This is a genomic window from Micromonospora sp. LOL_021 (assembly GCF_048060215.1).
Lineage (GTDB): Bacteria > Actinomycetota > Actinomycetes > Mycobacteriales > Micromonosporaceae > Micromonospora_E.
The window spans coordinates 1-24,605 of the sequence record NZ_JBHMIN010000061.1; the positions used below are offsets into that span (position 1 = coordinate 1).

Annotated in this window: 21 protein-coding genes and 1 tRNA gene; 13 read left to right on the plus strand and 9 right to left on the minus strand. The window is 71.6% G+C overall.

Translation table 11 applies throughout. The features are described 5' to 3' along the window. From ACFHWT_RS27455 to nudC, 4 genes are all read left to right on the plus strand, one after another. The coding region (locus ACFHWT_RS27455) for a hypothetical protein (protein WP_416597576.1) at positions 1–815 on the plus strand (815 nt) is incomplete at its 5' end. A gap of 46 nt (positions 816–861) precedes the next feature. Continuing rightward, entirely contained in the window at positions 862–2,169 is a 1,308-nt protein-coding gene (locus ACFHWT_RS27460) for a M16 family metallopeptidase (RefSeq protein ID WP_416597577.1), read from the plus strand. After that, the gene (locus ACFHWT_RS27465; RefSeq protein WP_416597578.1) at positions 2,166–3,548 is read left to right on the plus strand and encodes a M16 family metallopeptidase; all 1,383 of its coding nucleotides are present in this window, start codon (positions 2,166–2,168) and stop codon (positions 3,546–3,548) included. Before ACFHWT_RS27460 ends, ACFHWT_RS27465 begins: the two co-directional genes overlap by 4 nt. Next, complete coding sequence (gene nudC / locus ACFHWT_RS27470) at positions 3,535–4,548, plus strand: NAD(+) diphosphatase (RefSeq protein WP_416597579.1); 1,014 nt, start codon at positions 3,535–3,537, stop codon at positions 4,546–4,548. The genes ACFHWT_RS27465 and nudC overlap by 14 nt, the downstream gene beginning before the upstream one ends. A 48-nt stretch (positions 4,549–4,596) precedes the next feature. Here nudC and ACFHWT_RS27475 read toward each other — a convergent pair whose 3' ends face one another. The 4 genes from ACFHWT_RS27475 to ACFHWT_RS27490 form a co-directional block, all read right to left on the minus strand. Beyond that, on the minus strand, positions 4,597–4,836 hold the full coding sequence (locus tag ACFHWT_RS27475; protein ID WP_416597580.1) for a hypothetical protein: 240 nt from the start codon (positions 4,834–4,836) through the stop codon (positions 4,597–4,599). A gap of 250 nt (positions 4,837–5,086) precedes the next feature. Next, positions 5,087–5,323 (minus strand): DUF397 domain-containing protein, encoded by a 237-nt coding sequence (locus ACFHWT_RS27480; protein WP_416597581.1) that lies wholly within the window; start codon positions 5,321–5,323, stop codon positions 5,087–5,089. Between the two features lie 45 nt (positions 5,324–5,368). Further along, on the minus strand, positions 5,369–6,520 hold the full coding sequence (locus ACFHWT_RS27485; RefSeq protein ID WP_416597582.1) for a helix-turn-helix domain-containing protein: 1,152 nt from the start codon (positions 6,518–6,520) through the stop codon (positions 5,369–5,371). A gap of 161 nt (positions 6,521–6,681) precedes the next feature. Next, positions 6,682–6,927 (minus strand): mycoredoxin, encoded by a 246-nt coding sequence (locus ACFHWT_RS27490; protein ID WP_416597601.1) that lies wholly within the window; start codon positions 6,925–6,927, stop codon positions 6,682–6,684. 161 nt (positions 6,928–7,088) lie between these two features. Here ACFHWT_RS27490 and ACFHWT_RS27495 point away from each other — a divergent pair, with 161 nt between their 5' ends. The 3 genes from ACFHWT_RS27495 (at position 7,089) to ACFHWT_RS27505 (ending at position 10,313) form a co-directional block, all read left to right on the plus strand. Then, a complete protein-coding gene (locus tag ACFHWT_RS27495; protein WP_416597602.1) occupies positions 7,089–9,293 on the plus strand; it encodes an ATP-dependent DNA helicase UvrD2 in 2,205 nt (734 codons plus the stop codon). A gap of 93 nt (positions 9,294–9,386) precedes the next feature. Continuing rightward, a complete protein-coding gene (locus ACFHWT_RS27500; protein ID WP_416597583.1) occupies positions 9,387–9,770 on the plus strand; it encodes a hypothetical protein in 384 nt (127 codons plus the stop codon). A gap of 138 nt (positions 9,771–9,908) precedes the next feature. Then, a complete protein-coding gene (locus ACFHWT_RS27505) occupies positions 9,909–10,313 on the plus strand; it encodes a WhiB family transcriptional regulator (protein ID WP_416597584.1) in 405 nt (134 codons plus the stop codon). Positions 10,314–10,606: 293 nt separating this feature from the next. On the opposite strand, the gene ACFHWT_RS27510 is transcribed toward ACFHWT_RS27505, so the two are convergent. The 3 genes from ACFHWT_RS27510 to ACFHWT_RS27520 form a co-directional block, all read right to left on the minus strand. After that, complete coding sequence (locus ACFHWT_RS27510) at positions 10,607–11,935, minus strand: ABC1 kinase family protein (protein ID WP_416597585.1); 1,329 nt, start codon at positions 11,933–11,935, stop codon at positions 10,607–10,609. A 10-nt stretch (positions 11,936–11,945) separates the two neighbouring features. Further along, positions 11,946–13,052 carry a hypothetical protein gene (locus tag ACFHWT_RS27515; RefSeq protein ID WP_416597586.1) on the minus strand — a complete coding sequence of 369 codons (1,107 nt, stop codon included), beginning with the start codon at positions 13,050–13,052 and terminating at the stop codon, positions 11,946–11,948. 239 nt (positions 13,053–13,291) lie between these two features. Beyond that, a complete protein-coding gene (locus tag ACFHWT_RS27520; RefSeq protein ID WP_233606684.1) occupies positions 13,292–13,459 on the minus strand; it encodes a DUF5679 domain-containing protein in 168 nt (55 codons plus the stop codon). Between the two features lie 483 nt (positions 13,460–13,942). Between ACFHWT_RS27520 and ACFHWT_RS27525 the strand changes: the two genes are divergently transcribed. Together ACFHWT_RS27525 and ACFHWT_RS27530 are read left to right on the plus strand one after the other, a co-directional pair. Next, the gene (locus ACFHWT_RS27525; RefSeq protein WP_416597587.1) at positions 13,943–14,473 is read left to right on the plus strand and encodes a M48 family metallopeptidase; all 531 of its coding nucleotides are present in this window, start codon (positions 13,943–13,945) and stop codon (positions 14,471–14,473) included. Between the two features lie 72 nt (positions 14,474–14,545). Beyond that, the gene (locus ACFHWT_RS27530) at positions 14,546–15,142 is read left to right on the plus strand and encodes a hypothetical protein (RefSeq protein WP_416597588.1); all 597 of its coding nucleotides are present in this window, start codon (positions 14,546–14,548) and stop codon (positions 15,140–15,142) included. A gap of 86 nt (positions 15,143–15,228) precedes the next feature. Here ACFHWT_RS27530 and ACFHWT_RS27535 read toward each other — a convergent pair whose 3' ends face one another. Then, positions 15,229–16,497, minus strand: a complete 1,269-nt coding sequence (locus ACFHWT_RS27535; protein WP_416597589.1) for a zinc-dependent metalloprotease — start codon at positions 16,495–16,497, stop codon at positions 15,229–15,231. 160 nt (positions 16,498–16,657) lie between these two features. Between ACFHWT_RS27535 and ACFHWT_RS27540 the strand changes: the two genes are divergently transcribed. The 3 genes from ACFHWT_RS27540 (at position 16,658) to ACFHWT_RS27550 (ending at position 21,020) form a co-directional block, all read left to right on the plus strand. Further along, positions 16,658–17,683, plus strand: a complete 1,026-nt coding sequence (locus ACFHWT_RS27540) for a PDZ domain-containing protein (protein ID WP_416597590.1) — start codon at positions 16,658–16,660, stop codon at positions 17,681–17,683. Positions 17,684–17,792: 109 nt separating this feature from the next. After that, positions 17,793–20,795 (plus strand): UPF0182 family protein, encoded by a 3,003-nt coding sequence (locus ACFHWT_RS27545; protein WP_416597591.1) that lies wholly within the window; start codon positions 17,793–17,795, stop codon positions 20,793–20,795. A 148-nt stretch (positions 20,796–20,943) separates the two neighbouring features. Continuing rightward, a tRNA-Met gene (locus ACFHWT_RS27550) sits at positions 20,944–21,020 on the plus strand. A gap of 367 nt (positions 21,021–21,387) precedes the next feature. Here the strand turns inward: ACFHWT_RS27550 and ACFHWT_RS27555 are convergent. Beyond that, a complete protein-coding gene (locus ACFHWT_RS27555; protein ID WP_416597592.1) occupies positions 21,388–23,379 on the minus strand; it encodes a glycosyltransferase family 2 protein in 1,992 nt (663 codons plus the stop codon). A 147-nt stretch (positions 23,380–23,526) separates the two neighbouring features. Here ACFHWT_RS27555 and ACFHWT_RS27560 point away from each other — a divergent pair, with 147 nt between their 5' ends. Further along, positions 23,527–24,594 (plus strand): glycoside hydrolase family 6 protein, encoded by a 1,068-nt coding sequence (locus ACFHWT_RS27560; protein ID WP_416597594.1) that lies wholly within the window; start codon positions 23,527–23,529, stop codon positions 24,592–24,594. The last annotated feature ends 11 nt before the right edge of the window (positions 24,595–24,605 follow it).

A 24,605-nucleotide genomic window follows, 5' to 3' on the forward strand; every position in this document is an offset into this window, starting at 1 on the left:
AAGCTCTCCTCGCTCGCGCCGTAGTCGGCCTGCAGCCCGACCCACGGCGCGGCGGGCGGGACGGGGTACGGCTGTGGTGGTTCGGCGGTGCCGCCGCAGTGGTGCTCGCCGGTGGCCTGGTCGCCGTGCTGGTGCTGGTGCTCAGCGGCAACCCGGACCCGTTCGGCAGCCCGGATCCGCCGCCGGACGTCCGGCCGCCGCTGGCCCAGCTCTGCCCCGGCCCCAGCGCAGGACCGGGCGGGCAGCCCTCGCCAGCCGACCCGACGCCGGCTCCCGCGCTGCCCGAACCGACCGGGCCGCGTACCGTCGACCCGGACGCCGGCATCTCCTACACCGAGTACGGCGAACCGTGGCGGCCGTGGTCGACGGTGTGGAACGCCGGGGCGCTGCAGGTGCCGTACAAGGTGGGGCAGCACTTCGTGACCGAGGCGGACTACAACGGGTTCAGCGACTACCACGCGTCGATCCTGTCCGCCGCCGTGCCGGCCGCCGACAACGACGCGCTCTCCCTCGACCTGGAGTGCGTCGGACGGCAGGTGGCCGCCGACGTCCGTGCCGAGTACTACCCGCAGCCCAATCGGATGGATCTGATCCGCGACGAGCGGACCCCGATCGGTGGGCGACCCGCCTGGCTGACGGTGTTCCGGCTGCACTTCACCCAGCCCGGCCTGCAGGCCACCGACGAACTGGTGGCGGTCGCGTGTATCGACGTCGGACGCCCGACCGCGGCGGTGCTGTTCGTCTCCATCCCCGGCACCCACCGCCAGCTCGACTGGGTGGTCGACGACCTGTACGCATCCGTACGCGTCGAATGATCCGGCGGTGCGCCGAGGGCCGTCGCCGACAGGTTAGGGTCGGTCCGTGGCGCGTACAGTGCGGATCCCGGCGACCGCGTACCCGGTGGAGCGGTTCACCCTCCCCAACGGCCTGCGGGTGGTCCTGGCGCCCGACCGCAGCGCGCCGGTGGTCGGCGTCGCGGTCGTCTACGACGTCGGGATCCGGTCCGAGCCGCCGGGGCGTACCGGGTTCGCGCACCTGTTCGAGCATCTGATGTTCCAGGGTTCGGCGAACCTGGAGAAGCTGGCGCATTTCCGCCACGTGCAGGGCTCCGGCGGCACCTTCAACGGCAGCACCCACCTGGACTACACCGACTACTACGAGGTGCTGCCGAGCAACGCGTTGGAGCGGGCGCTGTTCCTGGAGGCCGACCGGATGCGCGGCCCACAGTTGACCGAGGAGAACCTGCGCAACCAGGTCGACGTGGTCAAGGAGGAGATCCGGGTCAACGTGCTCAACCGGCCGTACGGCGGGTTCCCCTGGCTGCGGCTGCCACCGGTGCTGTTCGACACCTTCCCCAACGCGCACGACGGCTATGGTTCCTTCGCCGATCTGGACAGCGCCACCGTCGGGGAGGCGGCAGAGTTCTTCACCCGCTACTACGCCAGCGGCAACGCGGTGCTCGCCGTCGCCGGTGACTTCGACGTCACCGCCGCGACCGGGCTGATCGAGCGGCACTTCGGTGACGTGCCGGCCCGGCCGGCGCCGGCCCGGCCCAGCTTCGCCGAGCCGGATCTGACCACCGAGCGACGTACCGCGTACCCCGATCCGCTGGCTCCGCTGCCGGCGGTGGCCGCCGCCTGGCGGGTGCCGGACCCGGTCGACGACCTGGCCGGCTACCTGCCGTACGTGGTGCTCGCCGAGGTGCTCACCGACGGTGACGCGGCCCGGCTGGTGGAGCGGCTGGTGCGGGGCGATCGTACGGTGACCAGCCTCGGCGGCTACCTGTCGTTCGAGGGGGAGCCGTTCGACGTACGGGACCCGTCGGCGTTGGTCCTGCAGGCGCACCTGCCGCCCGGCGGCGACGTCGGCAAGGTGCTCGGCGCGGTCGACGAGGAGCTCGACCGGCTCGCCGTCGACGGCTTCGCCCGGGGCGAACTGGCCCGGGTACAGGCCCGGATGGCCACCCACCTGCTGCGCGACACCGACGCGGTGCTCGGCCGAGGGCTGCGGATGGCGGTGCTGGAGCAGCAGCGGGGCACCCCCGAGCTGCTCAACGAGTTGCCGCGGATGCTCGGCACGGTCACCGAGGCACAGGTCCGTGCGGCCGCCGCCACCCTGCGCCCGCACCGGCGTGCCACGATCGAGGTCGTCCCCGGAGGAGCCCAGTGACCGCCGCTCCCGCCCGGAGGCCGTTGCCGCCGCTCGGACCGACCCGCCGACCGCCGCTGCCCAAGGTGGCCGAGCGGACGCTGGACAACGGGCTGCGGGTGATCGCCATCCGCCGGCCGTCGGTGCCGCTGGTGGAGATCCGGCTCCGGGTGCCGTTCGCGCGGGCCCCGCTGGCCAGGGCGACGGTGCTGTCGCAGACCCTGTTCTCCGGCACCGTCGACCGGTCCGGCGTGGAGTTGGCCGCCGAGCTGCAGGCGGTCGGCGGCGGTCTGTCCGCCGGGGTGGACGCCGACCGGCTGCTGGTCGCCGGTGCCGGGCTGGTAACCGGGCTACGGCGGATGCTCGAACTGCTCGGCGAGGTACTGACCGGGGCGACCTACCCGGCCGGTGAGGTGGCCATCGAGCGGGCCAGGCTGGCCGACCGGATCCAGGTGGCGCTGAGCCAGCCGGCGCACCTGGCCCGCGCCGCGCTGTCCCGGCGGATGTACGGCCGTCACCCGTACGCCGAGTCGGTTCCCGGGGTGGACCAGGTCCGCGCCGTCCGGCCGGCCGGGCTGCGCGCTCTGCACGCCGACCGGGTCCGGCCCACCGGGGCGCACCTGGTGCTGGTCGGCGACGTGTCACCTGCCCGGGCGTTGGACACCGCCGAGCAGGTGCTCGGCGGCTGGCCGGCCGGTGGCCGGCAGTTGACGCTGCCGGCGGCGCCCGCGCCGCGCCCGGCCCCGCTGCTGCTGGTCGACCGGCCCGGGGCGGTGCAGTCGTCGATGCGGATCGCGTTGCCGGCGGTGGATCGGCGGCACCCGGACCACGCCGCCCTGCAGCTGGCCAACATGGTGTTCGGCGGCTACTTTTCGTCCCGCTGGGTGGAGAACATCCGCGAGGACAAGGGCTACAGCTACGGCCCGTACTCGATGGTCGAACACTCGGTGGCCGGATCGGCGCTGATGCTCGCCGCTGACGTGGCGACCGAGGTGACCGCGCCCGCGTTGCTGGAGACCCTGCACGAGTTGGGCCGGCTCGCGGTGCTGCCGCCCGACGCCGACGAGCTCGAACAGGCCCGGCAGTACGCGGTCGGCAGCCTGCAGCTGGGCATGTCGACGCAGGCCGGGTTGGCCGGGGTGGCCAGCACCTACGCCGGGTTCGGCCTGCCGTTGGAGTTTCTCGCCGAGCACACCGCGCGGCTCGCCTCGGTGACCCGTGACGAGGTGGCGGCCGCCGCGACCCGCTACCTGGCACCAGCGCTGGCGATGGGGGTGGTGCTCGGCGACGTCGCGCGGATCGCCGGGCCGGTCGCCGCGTTGACCGAGGTCGAAACGTCCGACGCGTCGGTCACCGGCGTAGTCGGGCCTGGTGCGGCAGTGCCCGATGCCGCCGGGTGACACCTCCGTCGGGCCGGCCGCCGGTACGCAGCCGCCGCTGGCTCGCGCCGCGATGGACCGGGCGGCGCCGTACCGCCGGGATCCGCAGTGGCTGACGCGGGCCTGGCCACGTTCGCTGGTGCTGGTGGTGGACGGCGCGGCGGGCGGCCGGGCGATGGTGCGCGACGACGCCGACGGGACCACTCTGGTGCTGGTGCGTCCGGACCAGGCACCCGCCGTCGCGGTCCATGACCGCATTTTCATCGGTACGGTTGACGACGGCACCCCGGTCTTCGCGGTTGACGCCGTACCACCGTCGTCTGTGGCGGTGTCGTCGGTGGCTGAGCCGGAGCTGCGGTCGGTGACCGTCCGGGAGGTCGGCCAGCTGCTGTCGGACCGGGACGCCGGGCTGTTCACCACTGCAGCGGCGATGGTCAGCTGGCACGCCCGGCACCGCTACTCGGCGACGTCCGGTCTGCCGACCCGGGCAACCGACGGTGGCTGGTCCCGGGTGGACGAGGCCGGTACCCGGAGCTGGCCACGGACCGATCCGGCGGTCATCGTGCTGTTGACCGACGGCGGTTCCGGCCCGGACGGGCGGTGCCTGCTGGCCAACCACCACGCCCGGCGTGGGGACGGGGCCAGCCGGCTCTACTCCTGCCTGGCCGGGTTCGTGGAGCCCGGCGAGTCGGCCGAGTCGGCGGTCGCCCGTGAGGTGGCCGAGGAAGTGGGTCTGACGCTGACCGCGACGCGGTACGTCGGCAGCCAGTCCTGGCCGTTCCCGGGCACTCTGATGCTGGGCTACCTCGGCCGGGTCGACCCGGAGCAGCCGCTGCGGCCGGACCCGGAGGAGATCGTCCGGGCGCGCTGGTTCACCCGGGCCGAGGTGGCCGCCGGGCTGGCGGGAGAACGGCTCGATTCCGGCGACGGGTACCGGGTCCGGCTCGCGCCACCGGCGTCGATCGCGGCCTTCCTGATCCGCAACTGGGTGGAGGAGGCCACGCCGGACCCCGGCCGGTGACCGCCTCGCCGGACTCCACCGGGTGCGGGCCGGTCAAGTCTGTGCCGGTCAGCCGATCGGCGGGACCGGCACCACCTTCACCCGTTGCCGGCCGGAGCGGACCGGCCCGACGGTGGACAGTGCGCGGGCCAGGTGCATGGCCGCTTCGAGGTTCTCGGCGCAGACCGTCTGCCGGCGTGGCTCGGGTGCGGTCCGCTCGTCGCGAATGCGTTGGCCGGTGCGGACCGCGGCGATGAGTTCGTCGTGTGCCACCGCGCGGATCTCCGTGCGGACGATCAGGTATCGCATGAACGACTCCGAGCAACCGGTGACCTGGGTAGGACGGCCGATGGCTCAGGTCGGAAAGGCTCCTGCTGGAAATTCCATCGGTTGTCTCCGCAGGAGGAGAACCCGTTGTGGTGGCCGGTCAAACCTGACGAACGGATCGATCCTGATGGCCGTTCGGTCGAGGCGGTGCCAGGGTGGAGCCGGGTCGGGGGTCGAGCCGGGTCGGGGCGGCGATGGCCACCCGGCTCGACCTGCCGCACGGTGCCGGCGGTCAGACCAGGTCGAACTCGCCGTCCTTGGCACTGTCGATGAAGTCACGCCAGGTGGTGCGGTCGAACGACAGCACCGGCCCGCTGCGGTCCTTGCTGTCGCGCATCAGCACCGGTGCGCGGTGACCCGCCATCGCCCCGACCTCGACGCAGTTGGTGCTCTGGCTGCGGCTGCTCTTGCGCCAGGCGGGCGGGGTCGGACCGGGGACGCGCACGCTGGACTGATCTGCTGGGTTCATTCCTGCTCCTTGCTGGTCAAGCGGACCGGGCGGGCGGACCGTCGGTCAGTCCGGGATCGCCTGGCCGGTCCGGCGCGTGGTCCGCTCGTGCGGTCCACGCTGGATCGGCGGCCCGGCCGGTCGGCCGGGGCCTGCCCCGCCCGCGGCGGGCGGGGACAGCGGGGCAGGGGTGGTGGGGGAGGAGGGGGCGGCACCGTCGGGTACGGAGTCGAGCTCGGTGGCACCGGCGGCGACGTGCCGGGCCACGGCGTCGCTGAGCCAGTCGATCGACTCCTGCGGGCTGCGGGCGGCCTCGCAGAGCCAGTCGAAGACCTGGCCGTACCGTTCGAGCACCGGCACGTCGTTGACGATCATGTCGGCGGCGAGCGTCTCGATCGCCACCGCGCTCAGGTCCTCCGGGTCGGCGAAGTGGTAGATCGAGAACGCGGTCTCCGACAGGTACCAGGAGGCCACGGTGGCGCTGGGCGGCAGCACCCGCAGGGTGACGTTGGGCAGCTGCGCCATGGTGAGCAGATGCTTCAACTGCGCCACCATCACATCGGGCGGGCCGCAGCGCAGGCTGACCGCCGCCTCCTCCAGCACTGCGGTGTACTTCGGTGCCCCGTTCTCGCGCAGCAGCATCGACTGCCGGGACTGCCGGGCCGCGACCTCGGTGTCCGGGTCGTCGGCGTTGCGTTTCTGCTTTGCGGTCCGGTGGTTGGTCGCCTTCTGCAGGATCGTCCGGCGCCCGGCGGCACGCTCGTCGACCATCTCCACCAACGGTCGCGCCGAGAGGATGCGCACCTTCGCGTAGGCGGAGGTCTGCAGCAGGCCCGGGATGATCACCGCGCCGTACTCCTGGATCTCGGTGCAACCAGCCTCCAACTCGGCGTACGCCCGTTGGAGGCTGGTCATCACCGCGTACGAACTGAGAAAGGCCCGGGTGTTGCCGGCGTCGCGGGCGATGCCGACCAGATCGTCGCGTTCGGTGCCGGTCACGCCGTACAGGTCGAGCAGGTCCATCACGTCGCCGACCCCCGGCCGACTGCGCCCGTTCTCGAGCCGGGAGAGCTTGGACGCGGACGCCCACTTCACCCGTTCGATCACCTGCTCACCGGTCAGTCCGGCGTGTTCCCGCAGCCGCCTCAGCTCGCTGCCGAGGCGGCGACGACGCAGGTTCGGGCTCGGTATGGGCTGCTCGGGCTCCTCGGGCTGCACCGGAAACCACCCCCGATCCGTTTGGTGACCGCCAATGTCGCGGCGATGTGGGTCACGGCCCGAAACAGTATGGCCCGATTGCTGCCTCGGTGGGGTCCTCTGGTGGGCGTGTTAGCCAAATGCGACGTTGTGCACGGCGGCGGACGGACCGTGAGTGCGACTCAGCTCGCCGCGAGGTCGCTGAGCCGCTGCCGAACCTGAACAATACTCGGATTCGTCAATGCCGAACCGTCCGGGAAACGGACCGTCGGCACCGTCTGATTGCCGCCGTTGACCCCCATCACGTACGCGGCCGCCTCGGTGTCCTGCTCGATGTCGACCACCTCGTACGGAATCCGCTCCCGGTCGAGCTGCGACTTGAGCCGGTGACAGTAGCCACACCAACTGGTCGAATACATGGTCAGCATCAGCAGGTCCTCCGCGGTCGTCGGGCCACGGCGGGCGCTCGCCCGCCGGGTCGCCGGCCCCGGGCGGTGCCGGGGCACAGAACTTCCGGCCCGGGCGGCACCCGGGCTAGCCGGTGCAACGTCGCGCGAGGCTGCGATGATTCCTACCCGTGGCGGCCGACATCAACTCAGACCCAGGACCAGGCCGAGTGCTCAGCGGGCTGGACCCGGAGCAGCGTACGGCGGTGACCGCTCCGGCGGTACCGGTCTGCATCCTGGCCGGCGCCGGCACCGGAAAGACCCGGGCGATCACCAGCCGGATCGCCTACCGGGTGCTGTCCGGCGAGATCGCCGCCCGGCACGTACTGGCGGTCACCTTCACCGCGCGGGCCGCCGCCGAGATGCGGGCCCGCCTCGGCGCGCTGGACGTGGGCGGGGTGCAGGCACGGACGTTCCACGCTGCGGCGCTGCGCCAGGTCCGCTACTTCGCGCCCCGGCTGCTCGGCGGCCGGGAGATGCCGGAGCTGCTGGACAGCAAGGTCCGGCTGGTCACCCTCGCCGCAGGTCGGGTCGGGGTGCGCACCGACCGGGCCGCCGCCCGGGACCTGGCCGGTGAGATCGAGTGGGCGAAGTCGTCGATGGTGGAGCCGTCCGAGTACGCCGTCGCGGCGGCGAAGGCGCTGCGGGAGACCCCGCACGAGCCGGCCAAGGTGGCCGAGGTGTACGCCGGGTACGAGCAGATCAAACGCGGCAACGGCGTGATCGACTTCGAGGACGTGCTGCGGGCGGCGATCTGGGGCATCGAGGAGCACCCGGACGTCGCCGAGCAGGTCCGGGCCCAGTACCGGCACTTCGTGGTGGACGAGTACCAGGACGTCAACCCGTTGCAGCAGCGGCTGCTCGACGCCTGGCTGGGGGAGCGGGACGACCTGACCGTGGTCGGCGACGCGAGTCAGACGATCTACTCGTTCACCGGGGCCACGTCGGCGTACCTGGTCGACTTCGCCCGCCGGCGCTCGGCGGCGGTGGTGGTGCGACTGGTCCGCGACTACCGGTCGACGCCGCAGGTGGTGGGGCTGGCCAACACGGTGATCAGGCAGGCCCGGGGCACCGAGGCGCGGCTGCGGCTGGAGCTGGTCGGCCAGCGCGAACCCGGCCCGGAGCCGGACGTACGGATCTTCACCGACGAGCCGGCGGAGGCGGCGGCGGTCGCGGCGCGCTGCGCCGAACTGATCGCGGCGGGTACGCCGGCTGCCGAGATCGCCGTGCTGTTCCGGACCAACGCCCAGTCCGAGGCGTACGAGAAGGCCCTCGCCGAGGCGGCGGTGCCGTACGTGGTGCAGGGCGCGGAGCGGTTCTTCGAACGCGCCGAGATCCGGCAGGCGATGGTCGCGCTGCGCTCGGCGGTCCGGTCGACGCCCGGGGAGACCCCGTTGGTCGAGGCGGTCACCGCCGGGCTCGCCGCAGTGGGCTGGACCCCGGACCAGCCGCCGCCCGGCGGGGCGGCGCGGGAACGCTGGGAGGCGCTCGCCGCGCTGGTCCAGCTGGCCGAGGAGTTCGGCGCCCAGCCGCTGCTGGTGCCGGTGGGCCAGGCGGCGGTCAGCGAACGTCCGGTCCCGCTCGCCGACTTCTGCGCCGAGCTGCAGCGGCGGGCGGCGGCGCAGCACGTGCCGACGGTCGCCGGGGTCACCCTCGCCTCGCTGCACTCGGCCAAGGGGCTGGAGTGGGACGCGGTCTTCCTGGTCGGGCTCGCCGACGGGACGCTGCCCACCACGTACGCCCGGACGGCCGAGCAGCTGGAGGAGGAGCGCCGGCTGCTCTACGTCGGGGTGACCCGGGCCCGGCAGTGGCTGTGGCTGTCCTACGGTGCCGCCCGGTCGCCGGGCGGGCGGGCCCGCCGGCCCTGCCGGTTCCTGCCGCAGTTGGACCGCTCGGGCGGTGGTGCCAGCGGCGCTGGGCGCGGCGGTCCGGCGGCGGGCCGCTCCGGCGAGCGCCGACGCGGCCAGCCGGTCTCCTGCCGGGTCTGCGGAACCACGTTGCTGGCCGGCGTCGACCGCAAGCTGGGCCGGTGCGCCACCTGTCCGTCGGACCTGGACGAGGAGCTGCTGGACCGGCTGCGGTCGTGGCGGTCGCGGGTATCCGGCGAGCAGCGGGTGCCGGCGTACGTGGTGTTCACCGACGCGACCTTGCTGGCGATCGCCGAGCGGCGGCCCGGCAGCGACGCCGAGCTGCTGGCGATCGTCGGGATCGGGCCCCGCAAGCTGGGGCTCTACGGCCCGTCGGTGCACGCTCTGGTGGGCGGCGCGGCCGTAGATGATCTTGACTGGCAAAAAAGTTCGGAATCCGACCCGGAAAATGGTTTGCCCCCGGCGTCGCAAGAGGCTTAGCCTCAGGTCACACCTCGCGGGCAGTGGGCGTTCTCGCTGCTCCGTCGGGGTGGAGGGTTTTTCCGTGACGAGTCCAGGCAGGAGGTGACGACGGTGCTGAGCTACGAGATTCCCGCGCTGTCGACGCTGACCGCTGCCTGCGCTCCGACGGTCGGTGGCTATCTGGCCGCCGTCGCGCCCACCGGTCACTCGGCAGGGGTGCACCAGGTCCAGACCCAGATCCAGGTCGAGCAGACCCACCAGCGCCAGCTCGCCGTGCCGACCACGGTGCCTGCCGGCGCGACCGGGCAGCACCGCACGGTCACCGGGTGGGCCGGCGTCGACCAGGGCTGGGTCCGGCTCCGGGGTGCGTCCGTAGTCGCGACGACCACTGGCACCAGTGGCTCCGAAGGCAGCATCCGCACCACCGTCCCGGCGGTCAAGAAGCCGTTCATGGATGCTGCCCGCGGTGTTCCCCCTCGAGGAAGGCCGGTCTGACACCAGACCACACCGGCTCACCTCGAGGCCGCGGAACCCGTAACCGGGATCCGCGGCCTTAGTTTTTGCCGCCACACAGGTACGAGCAAGTCGGAAGCGATCCACGAGATCGAAGCGAAAGAAAGAGGTGACCGGGCGATGAGTCTGGCGTTTGCCACTCTCGACCGCAGCGTCAACCAGTCGGGGTGCCGGCCGGCCGGAACGGGCCAGCCGGACGTCGTGGCGGAGCTGCCGTGCCGGAAGTTCGACCCTGACCTGTGGTTCTCCGACTCCCCGACGGAGCTGGAGCTGGCCAAGTCGCTCTGCGTGGACTGCCCGCTGCGGGTGGAGTGCCTCGCCGGGGCGATCGAGCGGGCCGAGCCGTGGGGCGTCTGGGGCGGCGAGATCTTCGAGCGGGGGGCGGTCGTGCCGCGCAAGCGGCCCCGGGGCCGGCCACGCAAGGAGGACCTGGCCCGCGACGCCGCCCTGCGGGGCGAGGTCGAGGCACGCCTGGCGGCCAACGGAGTCGCCGGCTCCCGCGGCACCGTCCGGCTGGCGGCCTGACATGCATCGGATCACGTCGACCACCGGCCGGGCGCCGGCACAGACAACCCACACCGCAGCACCGACCATCACCGGAGAAACCGTCATGCACTTGCTCTACGAAGCGCTCTCCCGGGCGCGAATGCAACCGCCTCAGGCCGGCACCGCGCGTACTGAGGCACCCCGATCCGCCCGCACCATAGCCATGCAGGCCCGGCATACCTGGGCCCGCAGCCTGAGCGGGCGCTGACCGAGCCCGGTCCCCGCTGAACACAGCGGGGACCGGGTACTACTCCACCACCCGTCCGTGCGGGTCAGCCCGTCGGGGCGAAGCCCGGCAGCCAGCGCCGCACCACGTCCCGGTACCGGGCCCGGGCCTCCAGCTGGCTGAGCACCCCGATCGAGCCGAGCGTCACCCGGTGGATCAACAGGTAGGACGGCGGCAGGTTGAGATGCCGGCTCAGCTGGTAGGCCGGCGACTTCGGGTTGGCCAGCCGGGCCGCCTCGTCGCGCAGCCATTGCCGGGTGAACTGGAACTCCTCGGCCGCCAGCGGCGCCAGCATCGGCAGCAGGAAGTCGAGCACCGCCGGGGCGTCGATCGGGTCGTCCGGTTTGATGAAGCCCTCGTCGCGCAGCCCGGCCACCACCGCGTCGGCATCCCCATCGAGCGCCAGCCGGACCAGCCGGCCGATCGGCTCGGGATGCCCGCCGGGCAGCCGGGCCACGGCGCCGAAGTCGACCACGCCGAGCCGGCCGTCGTCGAGCAGCCGGAAGTTGCCCGGATGCGGGTCGGCGTGCAGTAGCCCGGCCCGGGCCGGCGCGGAGAAGTGCAGCACCGCCATCAGCAGCCCGGCCCGGTCGCGTTGGTCCGCCGTACCGGAAGAAATGATCTTCGAGAGCGCGACGCCGTCGATCCATTCGGTGACCAGCACCCGGGGCGCGGCGGCGAGCACCGCCGGCACCATGATCTGGTCGTCGCCGGCGTACGCGGCGGCGAACGCCCGCTGCGACTCGGCCTCCAGCTCGTAGTCCAGCTCCTCGGCCAGCCGGTCCCGCAGCTCGTTGAGCAGCGGCTTGATGTCCAGCCCGGGTTGGATGGCCCGGAACATGGTGCTCAGCCGGGACAACTGCTTGAAGTCGGCGAGCAGCGCATCGCCGGCCCCCGGATACTGCACCTTGACCGCCACCGGCCGGCCCGCTGCGGAGCCGTCGCGCCACACCGCCCGGTGCACCTGGCCGATGCTGGCCGCGGCGGCCGGCCGATCGTCGAACTCGACGAACCGTTCCCGCCAGTCGGCGCCGAGCTGCTCGGCCAGCACCTTGTGCACCGATCCGGCGGGCAACGGCGGGGCGGCCTCCTGCAGCTTGGTCAGGGCCTGGCGGTACGGTGCGGCGAGCTCCTCCGGCAGCGCCGCCTCGAACACCGACAGCGCCTGCCCCGCCTTCATCGCACCACCCTTGAGCTGCCCGAGTACGCTGAACAGTTGCTCAGCGGTGCGTTCCTGGATCTCGGTTGAGATCACGTCGGAGGCGAGCCCGGTGACCCGCTTGCCCAGCCCCAGGACGGTGCGGCCGGCGAAGCCGATCGGCAGCGCGGCGAGTTTGGCGGTCCTGGACACGGCCCAGCGCGGGATTTCGGTCACCTGGCCATTGTTACCGACGATCGCGGACCGTGACCCCTCCCTGAGCGTGGCTCATGCCACCTGCCCGCTGAGCGTGGCCCACGCCGTCGGCGGGGCTCCGCCCGGGTGTGCAGCGGCGCGGGCGGCGGCGGTGACAGGGGCAACCCTGGTGGGCCGGCCAGGCCCGGCGCCGGAGCCGGGCCGGGGCGTGCACCTCGACCGCCGCCCCGATCGTCTCCGGGCTCCCACCGTCGACGAACGCCAGGATCTCGGCCGTGCCGACACTCACCGCGGCCAGCAGGGTCGCCGAGTCGCAGATCGTCGCCGGGCCGATCGCGCACAACTGGGACGCCAGCTGCGGCCAGCCCGGATCCCGGTCCCGACGGTGCAGGTCCAGGCAGTTCAGACACGGGGTGCCGGTCGGCGGCACGAGCGGGCCGACGACCGGCGTCCGATCCCGGATGTCGACCAGCAGGTGGGCCTGCCGGTGCCGGGCGTAGCTCGCGGCGAGCAGGTTGGCCGGCCGGTCGGCGCCGAGCAGCACCGTCAGGGTGGCCTGGCCGCGCCGTACCGGGCGGGTCTCGACCCCGGGAACGGCCTGGCTGACGGCGCCGGCGACGGCTTCGCTGGCATCGCGCGTACCGGCCAGGTCGATGGCGACGTGGCCGATCCCCGCCTCGGCCACCGCGACGGCCAGCGGCCGGGCCAGCCGGCCCCGGCCGGTCAGCACGATCCGGGCGGCGGCGCGCCGCCGCAGGATCTGCGCCGGGGTGCCGGGAAGTTCGTCGCGGCGCAGCGCCAGGGCGGTCGCCTCGGCGGTCAACCGGTGCCGGGCGTGCTCCGGCAGGTTCGCTGGCAGCAGGGTGTGCGCGCCGACGATCAGGCCCCGGGCGATCAGCATGTCCAGCAGGTGCCGGGCCTGGTCGGCCGGGACGCCGAGCCGGGCGGCGTGGTCCAGTACGGCGCGGGTCGACCGGCTGCCGTCGAGCAGGTCGAGCAGCCGGGACAGCGCCGGGTCGGCGAGGTCGAGCAGTACGGCGTGCGCCGGATCCGAGCCGAGCTGCAGGGTGTCGCGGTCCCGCCAGAGGCGGGCCAGGCCGGGCAACAGAGTCGGCCTGAGCAGGGGATTGGTGGGCATGGACAACAGACTGTCACCGTAACGAAACGCTTGTTGGATCGTTGTCCACAGCCTGTGTCCCGCGTATCCTCGGTTATCCACAGGTTCCGGCGAGTTTTCCACAGCCCGGTCGGTGTGGCGTCGCGGCTCGGACATGACGCAGCGTGTAGTGGTGCGCAACCGGCTGTTGGTGGTGGTGTGCGGTGGCCGTGCGCGTCGAAGGGGCGGCTCCAGCCGCCCCTTCGACGCAGCACCCCGAGTCAGACCTTGGCTTTGCCCAAGATCCGGTTGACTGTTGTGCCGCAGACCGGGCACTTGCCCTTGGCCATGTTCATGCCGGTCTTCGACACCTCGACGGTGCCCTCGAAATCGCGCTTCTCCTTGCACTTCACGCAGTAACCGTTGTAGGTCTGGGCCTGGTCGGCCACGGTGCCCCTCCTCGTCTCCTCGCCGGGTGGTTGCAGACCCGGCGTGCACCCGCTCGCGGCCACCTTCGGCGGCGCCGCGCGCTGGGATTTCTCCGCGGCCACTGTTGACCGCCGGTCCGCGGACCCTACCCAGGACTGGGCGGTTCCATGTCAACAATTCACCGACACTGTGAGTAAGTCGACGTCGAGAGTGTGCATGCCGCAATAGATCGGATAAGTCAGATTCGCAGTGACACGCCGGGAGAAGATCCGCAGGTGGTCACCGGCCGGGGGGGTGGAGGTGAAAACTTCTTCGTGATCGCCTACGGTGACCCTGAGCGGCTCGGGCGCGACGTACGGCGGTCGATCGGTAACTTTTTTCGCGACAATCGGCCCCAAAAGGGGTGATTCACCCTCGCTACACCGTGTTGCCTCTTGCGTTCCCCTGGTCAGTACGGATTAGCGTGCCATCGTGAGCGAAACCCGGGGCTGCGCGGGCCGCTGATGGCAGGGGCGCGTAAGCCGGTCGTCGAGGTGCGGCGCAGCCAGCGCCGACGCCGGACGGTGTCCGCGTACCGGGAGGGCGAACGCGTCGTCATCCTCATCCCGGACCAGTTTTCCCGGGCCGAGGAGACGGAGTGGGTGGACCGGATGCTCGCCCGGCTGGCGGCCCGGGAGGAACGCCTCCGTCGGTCGGACAGTGAGTTGGTCGGCCGGGCCCGCCGGCTGGTCGACCGGTACCTGCCGGAACACGCCCGGGTGGTGGTCCCGGCGAGCGTCCGGTGGGTGACCAACCAGAACAGCCGCTGGGGGTCGTGCACCCCGGCGGACCGGACAATCCGGATATCCCACCGGATCCAGGAGATGCCGGACTGGGTTATCGACTACGTCCTGCTGCACGAGTTGGCGCATCTGGTCGTACCGAGCCACAACGCCCGGTTCTGGGAGCTCGTCGGCCGCTACCCGAAGGCGGAACGGGCCCGCGGCTATCTGGAAGGGGTGGCGGCGGCCAGCGGCTTCGTCCTGGCTGACTGACCGACCCTGGTACGCCCGGACCTGCCGCGTGCGCCCGACCCTGCCGCGTGCGCCGCCGCTAGAGTGGGCCAGATGCGCCGTGCCGTGGTCATCCTCCTGCACCCGGTCGACTGGTCCCCGCCCGGCACCGACCCAGCCAGCTGGCGGGCCGCCCTGGCCGAGGACCTGGTCGACCTGCTTGCGACCCTGAGCCAGGTGGAGCCGGCGATCGCCGCGACCGAAGCCGACCTGCCGTTGGCCAGCTCGATCGCCTGGCCCGACATGCCGATCCACCCGTTGTCGGAGATCTCGGTCAACGCGGCGCTGGCCGCCGTCGCATCGGACGGCTTCGACCAGGCTGCGGTGCTCGCCGCCGACGCGCCGGACCTGCCCGGCCTGCTGATCGGCAAGCTGCTGCGGCCGATCACCACCCGGCCGGTGGCGGTGGCACCGGCCGGCGGCGACGGCGGGGGACTGCTTGGCGTGGCGGCCCAACTGCCCGCGCCGGGCTGGCTGCCGACGCTGGACCTCGCCGCCGATCCGCAGGCCGTCCGGGCGGCGGCGGCGCACCCGGGACAGGTAGCGGTGACGCCGTCCTGGCGTCGGCTGCGCGGCCCGGCGGACGTGGCGGCCCTGAACCCGGCCGTCGAAGGCTGGGAGACCACCCGCGCGCTGCTGACCGCCGGCTGAACCAGGCCGGTCGGTCAGCGGGCCCGTCGTACTCAGCGGGCCCGTCGTGCTCACCGGGCCCGTCGTGCTCACCGGGCCCGTCGCGCTCAGCGGGGGCCGTCGGTCGGCGGCTCCGGCGGTTCCGGCTGCTGCGGCGGGTCGCCGCCGAAGTCGATGTCACCGAGGTCGAAATCGGTCTTCGCCTGGGCGAACGCCTCCGGGTCGGCGAAGTCGTCGTCCGATGGCAGCAGGTCGGGGTGGCTCCACAGCGCGTCCCGGCCGTCGATCCCCCGGTGGGTGTCCAGCGCGGCCCACAACGCGGCCGCCTCGCGCAGCCGGCGGGGCCGCAGCTCCAGCCCGACCAGCGCGGCGAAGGTCTGCTCCGCCGGCCCGCCGGCCGCCCGCCGCCGCCGGAACGCCTCGGCCAGCTTCACGACGTTCGGCAGCCGCTCCCCGGCGGCGCTGTCGACGACGTGACACACCCAGCCCTCGATCAACGCCAGGACCGTCTCGATCCGGGCCAACGACGCCTGTTGGGCGGGGGTGTCCTCCGGAGTGAAGATCCCCTCCATGGCGATCTCCTGCATCGACTCCGGATTCATCGGGTCGACCCGGCCGAGGGCGTCCTCGATCGCCTCCCGGTTGACCGTGATTCCGGACGCGTAGGTCTCCACCGCAGCCAGTACGTGCCCCCGCAACCACGGCACGTGCTCGAAGAGGCGCTGGTGGGCTGCCTCCCGCAGGGCCACGTACAGCCGGACCTCCTCCTCGGGCAGCTCCAGGCCGGACCCGTACGCCCGGATGTTGGCCGGCAGCAGCGCGGCGGTGCCGGCCGGGCCCAGCGGCAGCCCGATGTCGCTGGCCGACAGCACCTCGGTGGCGAGCGAGCCGAGCGCCTGGCCGAGCTGACCGCCGAACAGGGCCCCGCCGAGAGTGGTCATCATGGCGTGCATCGGGCCGAGCTGGCTGCGGGCCTCCGGCGGTACGAGGTCGCCCATGGCGCCGACCATCCGACCGGCCACCGGGTCGCAGAGCTTGCGCCACACGTCGAGCGTCCGGTAAATCCACTCGTTGCGGTTCCACGCCGCCGACGTGCGGATCCCGGACGGGAACGTCGACGACGACTCCAGCCACAGGTCGGCGACGCGCAGCGACTCCTCGACGGTGTGCCACTCGTGCGGGTTGACCGACGGGTCACCCTCGGCGGCGAGTTGGCTGGCCGCCACCTGCCGGGCCAGGTCCCAGTTCACCGGGCCGCTGCCCGGAGCGGCGAGCAGCTGCTGCAGCTGCGCCATGAACTGCTGCATCTGCCGTGGGTCGTTGGGGTCCGGAGGCTGGCCGCCAGGAAGCTGGAAACCGAACGGAGTATCAGGCACGCCCTCCACGGTACGCGGGCCACCGGCCGCAACGCCGCCGGTGCGTTCCGCTCAGCGCGAAGCGCCGCGGCGCAGGCGCGACGCCGTCGCCCAGCTGCGCGGTCTGCGCCGGTACGCGGTCCGCGTCGTAGGCGCGACCGCAGTCGGTACGCTCAGGCGCATGAGACGTCGCGGTGTCACGGTCATCCTCGGCGCGCTACTCACCGCACTGCTCGCCTACGCCGTGCTCGCCGCCCCGGTCCCGTACGTGGTGCTGGGCCCCGGCCCGACGGTCGACACGCTCGGCACCGACGACGGCGAGGACGTCATCCAGATCACCGGGACCGACACCTCGACCTCGGCCGGGCAGCTGCGGCTCACCACCGTCGGCGTGCGCCCCAACGTGGGGCTGCGGGAGGCGGTCGCCGGCTGGCTGAGCGACTCCGAGGCGGTCGTGCCGTACGAGGTGATCTACCCGCCGGGGCAGACCCAGGAAGAGGTCGAGGAGCGCAACGCCGAGGACTTCGCGGCGTCGCAGACCAGCGCCGAGACCGCGGCGCTGCGCCAGCTCGGCTACCCGGTGCAGGTGCTGGTGAGGGCGGTCACCCCGGACGGGGCGTCGGTCGGGCTACTCGACGTCGACGACGTGATCACCTCGGTCGACGGCACGCCGGTCAGCTCGGCGACCCAGCTGACCGAGCTGATCCGGGCCGAGCCGGAAGGCAGCACGCTGACCATCGGCTACACCCGCGACGGCCAGTCGGCCACCGCCGAGATCACCACCCGGGCCAGCGATGGCGGCCCACCCCGGATCGGCATCGAGATCGCCGAGGAGCAGCCCAGGCCGTTCGAGCTGACCATCGACCTCGACGAGATCGGTGGGCCGAGCGCCGGGCTGATGTTCGCCCTCGGCATCATCGACAAGCTGGAACCCGAGGACCTCACCGGCGGCAAGATCATCGCGGGGACCGGGACCATCGACAACGAGGGCAACGTCGGCGCGATCGGTGGTATCCCGCAGAAACTGGTCGGCGCCAAGGACGCTGGCGCGGTCGCCTTCCTCGTCCCGCAGGCCAACTGCGCCGAAGCGGTCGCGAACGCCGTACCCGACCTGCCGCTGCTGCGGGTTGCCACCCTCGACGAGGCGCTCGACGCGCTGGCCCGGCTGCGGGCCGGCGAGAAGCCGACGCTCTGCGGCAGCGACTGACACCCCGGTCAGGTCCACCTCAACCGGCCTTGAGGTGGACACACCCCGTAGTCTTGGTGCCTGATCGCCCAGCGGATCACACCAACGTGCGGAGTACCTAGTCGTGGTCATGCGTAGCAGCCCAATGCCCGGAATGAGCCGACGTGGCCGGGTCACCGTCGGCGTACTCATCGGGATCTTCCTTCTGTTCACCCTGCTCGGCTGGGGGGTGAACGCATGGACCGACTGGTTGTGGTTCGAGGAGGTGGACTACACCCAGGTCTTCACCGGCGTGCTGTTCACCCGGCTGCTGCTGTTCGCGGCGGTCGGCCTGGCCATGGCACTGGTGGTCGCGGCCAACCTGTGGCTGGCGTACCGGCTGCGGCCGGCGCTGCGGCCGCACTCGCCGGAACAGGTCAGCCTGGAGCGCTACCGGATGCTGCTCAGCCCCCGGATCGGCATCTGGATCACCGCGGCCGCGGCCCTGGTCGGCGTCTTCGCCGGACTGTCCGCGCAGAACCGGTGGAGCCAGTGGCTGCTGTTCCGCAACTCCCAGGAGTTCGGCGTCACCGACCCGGAGTTCGGCATCGACATCGGCTTCTACGTCTTCGAGTACCCGTTCCTGCGCTACCTGCTCGGCCTGGCGTTCACCGCCGTGGTGCTGTCGGTGATCGGCGGGCTCGCCGTGCACTACCTCTACGGCGGCGTACGGCTGCAGGGCATCGGCGACCGGATGACCACCGCCGCGCGGGCCCACCTGACCACGCTGGTCGCCGTCTTCGTGCTGCTCAAGGCGGTCGCGTACGTGCTGGACCGGCGCGGCATGCTGCTGGAGTACAACGAGCAGGCGCGCATCTACGGCGCCGGCTACGCCGACATCAACGCGCTGCTGCCGGCGAAGGAGATCCTGGCGTACATCTCGATCGTGGTGGCGATCGCGATCATCGTGTTCTCCAACGCGGTGATGCGCAACCTGGTCTGGCCGGGCATCTCGCTGGCGCTGCTCGGCATCTCCGCCGTGGCGATCGGCGGCATCTACCCGTGGGCGGTGCAGACCTTCGAGGTCAACCCGAGCCTGCGGGACAAGGAATCGGCGTTCATCGAACGCGGCATCGTCGCCACCCGGGAAGCGTTCGGGCTGGACATCAGCCAGCAGACGCCGTACCCGGCAACGAACCTGACCCCGCCGGAGAGCCTGGCCACCGACACCGCGGTGGTGCCCAACATCCGGCTGCTCGACCCGCAGCTGGTCTCCGAGACCTACACCCAGCTGCAGCAGGTGCGTGGCTTCTACGACTTCGGCACCAAGCTGGACATCGACCGCTACACCATCGACGACGAGACCCAGGACTACGTCGTCGGCATGCGGGAGATCAACTACGGCGAGCTGACCGAGCAGCAGAGCAACTGGATCAACCGGCACACCGTCTTCACCCACGGGTACGGCATGGTCGGCGCGCCGGCCAACCGAGTGGTCTGCGGCGGGCAGCCGTACTTCGTCTCCGGCTTCCTCGGCGACCAGGCCCAGGAGCAGTGCTCCTCGTCGACCGAGGAGATCCCCGTCGAGCAGCCGCGGATCTACTACGGCGAGCAGATGGACGGCACCGACTACGCCATCGTCGGCTCGCCCGGCGACAGCAACGTCGAGTTCGACCGGCCGACCTCCAGCGGCGGCGAGCAGTACTACACCTACACCGGAACCGGTGGGGTCGAGGTCGGTTCGTTCGGCCGCAAACTGCTGTACGCCATCAAAGAGCAGGAGACCAACTTCCTGCTCTCCGAGGCGGTCAACGAGAACTCCAAGCTGCTGTACATCCGCAACCCGCGGGACCGGGTGGAGAAGGTCGCCCCGTTCCTGACCATGGACGGCGACCCGTACCCGGCGGTGGTCGACGGCCGGATTCAGTGGATCGTCGACGGCTACACCACCTCGGCGACGTACCCGTACTCGGAGCGGGTGAACCTGCAGGCGGAGACCGCCGACGAGCTGACCGGCCAGGGTACCTTCGTGCTGGCCCGGGAGAACGTCAACTACATCCGCAACTCGGTCAAGGCCACGGTCGACGCGTACGACGGCACCGTCCGGCTCTACGAGTTCGACGAGAACGACCCGGTGCTCAAGGCGTGGAACGCGGCGTTCGGCGGCGACCTGGTCATCCCGAAGGACGAGACGCCGCAGGAGCTGGTCGCCCACTTCCGCTACCCGGCGGACCTGTTCAAGGTGCAGCGCAACCTGCTGGCCCGCTACCACGTCACCAACCCGGCCGAGTTCTTCTCCGGGCAGGACTTCTGGGAGGTGCCGAACGTCCCGGACTCGCCGGACAGCGGGGTCAAGCAGCCGCCGTACTACCTGATGACCCAGCTGCCGGAGCAGGACGAGCCACGGTTCCAGCTGACCTCGGCGGTGACCCCGGCCGGCCGGCAGAACCTGGCCGCGCTGATCTCCGGGTCGTACGTCGACGGGCAGCCGCGGCTGCAGGTGCTGGAGTTGCCCGACCAGACGGCGATCTCCGGCCCGGTGCAGGTGCACCAGCGGATGACCAACAACGCGGCCATCCGGCAGCAGCTGAACCTGCTGTCGTCGAACCAGGCCCAGGTGCAGTACGGCAACCTGCTGTCGCTGCCGTTCGGCAACGGCATGCTCTACGTCGAGCCGGTCTACGTGAAGAGCAACCAGACCAACGCGTACCCGCTGCTGCAGCGGGTGCTGCTCTCCTACGGTGACGGCGGCTCGTACGTGGTGCTCGCCAACAGCGTGCAGGACGGCATCCGGCAGCTGATCGAGCAGGCCGAGGAGGGCGGTGCGCCGACGACCCCACCGGAGGGTGAGGGCGAAGGTGAGGGTGAGGGCGAGGAGCCCGGCGGCACCCCGAGTCCGACGCCGTCGACCCCGGTCGACCCCGGCCTGGTGACCCCGGAGCTGCAGGCGGCCGCCGCCGAGGTCAGCGCCGCGATCGACGAGGCCCGCGCCGCGCAGGCGGCCGGTGACTTCCAGCGGTACGGCGAGGCGCTGGCCCGGCTGGACGCTGCGATGACGGCGTTCCAGGCGGCGCAGCAGGCGGCCGGGGTGGGTGGCGCCCAGCCGCCGTCCACCGATCCGTCGCCGGGCGCTGATCCGTCGCCGACCGGCTGACGCCAAACCGACTGACGTCGACCGGCCTCGGTGATCCTGACTTGTCCGCCTTTGTGGGTGGGTCAGGGCGGGATCACCGAGGTCAGTCGGTCAGTACGGGGGTCGTTTTGCGGCGGGCTGACGGTATGCGCTAGGGTTAACTCATCGCCGCGGGGTGGAGCAGTTCGGTAGCTCGCTGGGCTCATAACCCAGAGGTCGCAGGTTCAAATCCTGTCCCCGCTACCACGGTGAACGGCCCGCCAGGGATTCCCTGGCGGGCCGTTTAGCGTCTGCTGCTCGGGCCTTTCCGGGCTGGCTGCTCGGCCGACCGGCCCGGCGATCAGCTTGCTGCCTCCCACAGCCACGTCTGGATCAGTTGCGGGTCGCCCTGTTCGACCGTGAGCTGATTGCCGACACCATGATCGGACAGGAACAGCCCATCAGCTGTGGACTCCATGTCGGACTGGAGAGCGCGGCCGCGAGTACGGCGGCCAGCAACAAGCGGTGTGTCATCACCCGAACAGCCTTGTCCGACAACTGCCCGTGAGTCATCGGCGGCAGAGGGTATGTTCGCCATTCGTCGATTGCGGGCGTTCTGTCCCGGTCCGTCGGCTCACCGGCTCCCCATGTCGTCTTCCCGAGGCGACCGGTCGTGCGGCTTGGTCTGCTCGACGGCGGGCGGACCGGCCTGCCGGGGTACTTCGATCCGGGGCAGGATCATCGTGGCGGAGACGTCGTCGGGCTGGTCGTCGACCGACCGGCTGGCCAGATGCGCCGCCAGCAGCGCTCGTGGGATCTCCATGGTGATGTCCCCGGCCCGGTCCGGACCACGTACCTCCTCGACCGTCGGCGGTCCGCCGTCGCTACCGCTGTCACCCGTGGGCACCGGGTGGGAACGCCGGCGGAGGTCACGGCGCCACAGCGCGACCGGTAGCAGACAGATCAGCAGCGCCACGCCGGGCCAGAGCAGCGACGGCAGGCTGGCGTAGTCGCGGGCAACGGCGACCCCGACCGCTGCGGCGAGCACCGCCAACCAGCCCAGGTGCGCCCGGAACGTGTACAAGCCGTCGCTGCTGCTGTGCGCCCCCTTCGGGGTGACCACGAACCGGGCCGGCCGACGCAGCAGCGTACTGACGAGCTGCCCGGCGTAGATCGGTGCCGAGATGATCGACATCAGCATGCCCTTGAGCCCGCGGGAGCCGGGTGCCTCGTACGGGCTGACGTTGTACCGCCGGTTGTGCAGGTAGAGCCAGAGCGAGAAGGCGGTGGCGTCGGTGTAGAGGGCGAACCAGATCTGCGGTGAGATCGTCATGCCGCTGACGCCGAGAGCCAGGAACAGCACCGCGTTGACGATGCCGAGCAGCCAGGCGACGGCCATCGACGGATAGAAGGTGGTGATCAGGGTGTAGTGCAGCATCCCACCGGCGGACAGCCGGGGGAAGCGCAGCCAGTAGCGGCCGACCAGCAGTTGGAAGGTGCCCCGCGACCAGCGCCGCTGCTGGGAGAAGTAGTCGCTCCAGCTGGCCGGGCCGTCGCCGGCGGAGAGCACGTCCGGGGTGTACACCGACTTCCACCGACGGCCGGTCGACGGGTTGCGGGTGGTGTGCACGGCCAGCCCGGTCGCCATGTCCTCGGTGATCGAGTCGGCCAACCCGCCGATGCCGCGCAACGCGCTGATCCGTACCGCGTTGTTGGTGCCGACCAGCATCGACGTGCCGTACGCGTTGGCGGCTCGCTGGATCACGCTGTGGAACGGGAACTGCTGCGACTCGGCGGCCCGGGTGACGAACGCCTCGCCGTTCTTGTAGCACTGCGGGCCGACGACGTACGCCACGTCCGGATCGCGGAAGTAGCCGAGGATCCGTTCGGCGAAGTTGGCCAGCGGCACGTGGTCGGGGTCGACGGAGAGGAAGACGTCGTAGCCGTCGCCGTGCGCGTCAACCCAGGCGTTGTAGTTGCCGTGCTTGGTTCTCGCCCGGAACGGTCCGCGCCGCTGGTTGTACCGCTCAATGCCGTTGCGGGTGAAATGTCGCACGCCGAGCTGCTCGCACATCGCCTTCACCTCGGCGTCGTCGCCTTCGTCGAGCAGCCAGATGTCGAAGACGCCCCGGTGCCGGATCCGCTTCGCCGCTCGCAGCGTGTCGCGTACCACCGCGACCGGTTCCTTGCTCGGCACGATCGTGGTGAGAAAGGCGACCCGCAGCCCTCGGGGCGGGACCACCGGCACCGGATCCCGCGCGATCACCGAGGCCAGCGACAGCGACAGTACGTTGACCAGCCGTAACGCCTCGACGACGGCAATGGAGCAGATGACGAAGACATTGGCGACCCGGGCGGCCTCGGCCACCGGACCGGGATTGGTGTCGGCGAAGTGCCCCGGCTGCAGCAGCCAGACGAAGAAGAACACCTCGAAGCAGATGTTCGCCAGCGCGATCAGTACCGCGGTGACGATCTGCCGGCTACCGTGCGCTCCATGCATGCTGCGGTAGCGGACCCGGTACGGCACGCCCTCCGGCGGATCGGTCAGCGAACCAGCGAGCCGGCTATAGGATTCGAGTCGAGCCCAGGACCGGCCGTACACCGGGATGTCGAATGGTTCCGCCACAAGCAGCAAGCCGCCCCGCAGTCGTGCCCACCGGCCGTACGCCCCGACCGACGGTTTCGTCGATCCTATGGCACCGGGGAAGTCTGCCCGAATCAGCCAGTTGAGCTAGTCTCGGCCGTGCTTTACGCCACTGACGGAGGACGAACGGTGCTGTGGTCGATGGTCCGCCGGGCGACGTCCGCGCTTTCCGTCGGCTCGCTCCTGGCGTTGCTGGCTGGTTGCGGCACAGCCCCGACGGAGCCGGCCGGTGATCTCGGCGACCAGATCACCGATGCCCGCACCACTGGCGCCAGCGGCCCGCCGGTCGCGGTGCCGCTCGCCGGAGCGGAGCTGTTCGTCGACCCGACCGGAGCCGCCGCCGACCAGGTCACCGCCTGGGTGGCGGCCGGCCGCACCGGTGACGCCGACCGGCTCCGACGGATCAGTGAGCAGCCGACAGCGGTCTGGGTCACCAGCAGCACCACCGCGGTACGCGCCGGCGTCGACACCGTGCTGACCCGGGCCGACGCCGCCGGCGGCATGCCGGTGCTGGTGGCGTACCACATCCCGGACCGGGACTGCGGCAGCTTCAGCGGCGGCGGTGCGGTCGACGGCGACGACTACCGGGCCTGGGTCCGGGAGTTCGCGGCCGGAATCGCCGGTCGTCCGGTCACGGTGATCGTCGAACCGGACGCTGTGGCGCACAGCCTGGACAGCTGCGGCTCGGGCTCCGCCGACGAACGGTTCGCGTTGCTCGCCGATGCGGTCGCCGTGCTCAAGCAGACCGGCAGCGCCCAGGTGTATCTCGACGCCGGCCATCCCCGCTGGGTCGCCGACCTGCCGAGGTTGGCCGACGCGCTGCGCCGGGCCGGGATCGGGCAAGCCGACGGCTTCGCACTGAACGTCTCCAACTTCATCGGTACGCAGGAGAACGTCGACTACGGCCGGCGGCTGTCCGACGAACTCGACGGGCGTACCAGGTTCGTCGTCGACACCAGCCGCAACGGCGCCGGGCCGGTCGACGGTGCCACCGTCGACGGTGGTCCGTCCTGGTGCAACCCGCCCGGCCGGTCACTGGGGGAATCACCGACTACGACGACCGGACTGGACCGGGTCGACGCCCTGCTGTGGATCAAACGTCCGGGGGAGTCCGACGGCGACTGCCGGCCGGGTGAGCCGCCCGCCGGCGGGTGGTGGCCCGAGTACGCGCTCGAACTGGTCGACCAGCCGGAGTGAGCGTGGGCAGG

Coding starts and splice junctions, on each gene's coding strand:
- nudC (WP_416597579.1), top strand. CDS start 3,535: ATGCCGCCGGGTGACACCTCCGTCGGGCCGGCCGCCGGTACGCAGCCG.
- ACFHWT_RS27475 (WP_416597580.1), bottom strand. CDS start 4,836: ATGCGATACCTGATCGTCCGCACGGAGATCCGCGCGGTGGCACACGAC.
- ACFHWT_RS27480 (WP_416597581.1), bottom strand. CDS start 5,323: ATGAACCCAGCAGATCAGTCCAGCGTGCGCGTCCCCGGTCCGACCCCG.
- ACFHWT_RS27490 (WP_416597601.1), bottom strand. CDS start 6,927: ATGCTGACCATGTATTCGACCAGTTGGTGTGGCTACTGTCACCGGCTC.
- ACFHWT_RS27505 (WP_416597584.1), top strand. CDS start 9,909: ATGAGTCTGGCGTTTGCCACTCTCGACCGCAGCGTCAACCAGTCGGGG.
- ACFHWT_RS27515 (WP_416597586.1), bottom strand. CDS start 13,052: ATGCCCACCAATCCCCTGCTCAGGCCGACTCTGTTGCCCGGCCTGGCC.
- ACFHWT_RS27525 (WP_416597587.1), top strand. CDS start 13,943: ATGGCAGGGGCGCGTAAGCCGGTCGTCGAGGTGCGGCGCAGCCAGCGC.
- ACFHWT_RS27530 (WP_416597588.1), top strand. CDS start 14,546: ATGCGCCGTGCCGTGGTCATCCTCCTGCACCCGGTCGACTGGTCCCCG.
- ACFHWT_RS27540 (WP_416597590.1), top strand. CDS start 16,658: ATGAGACGTCGCGGTGTCACGGTCATCCTCGGCGCGCTACTCACCGCA.
- ACFHWT_RS27545 (WP_416597591.1), top strand. CDS start 17,793: ATGCGTAGCAGCCCAATGCCCGGAATGAGCCGACGTGGCCGGGTCACC.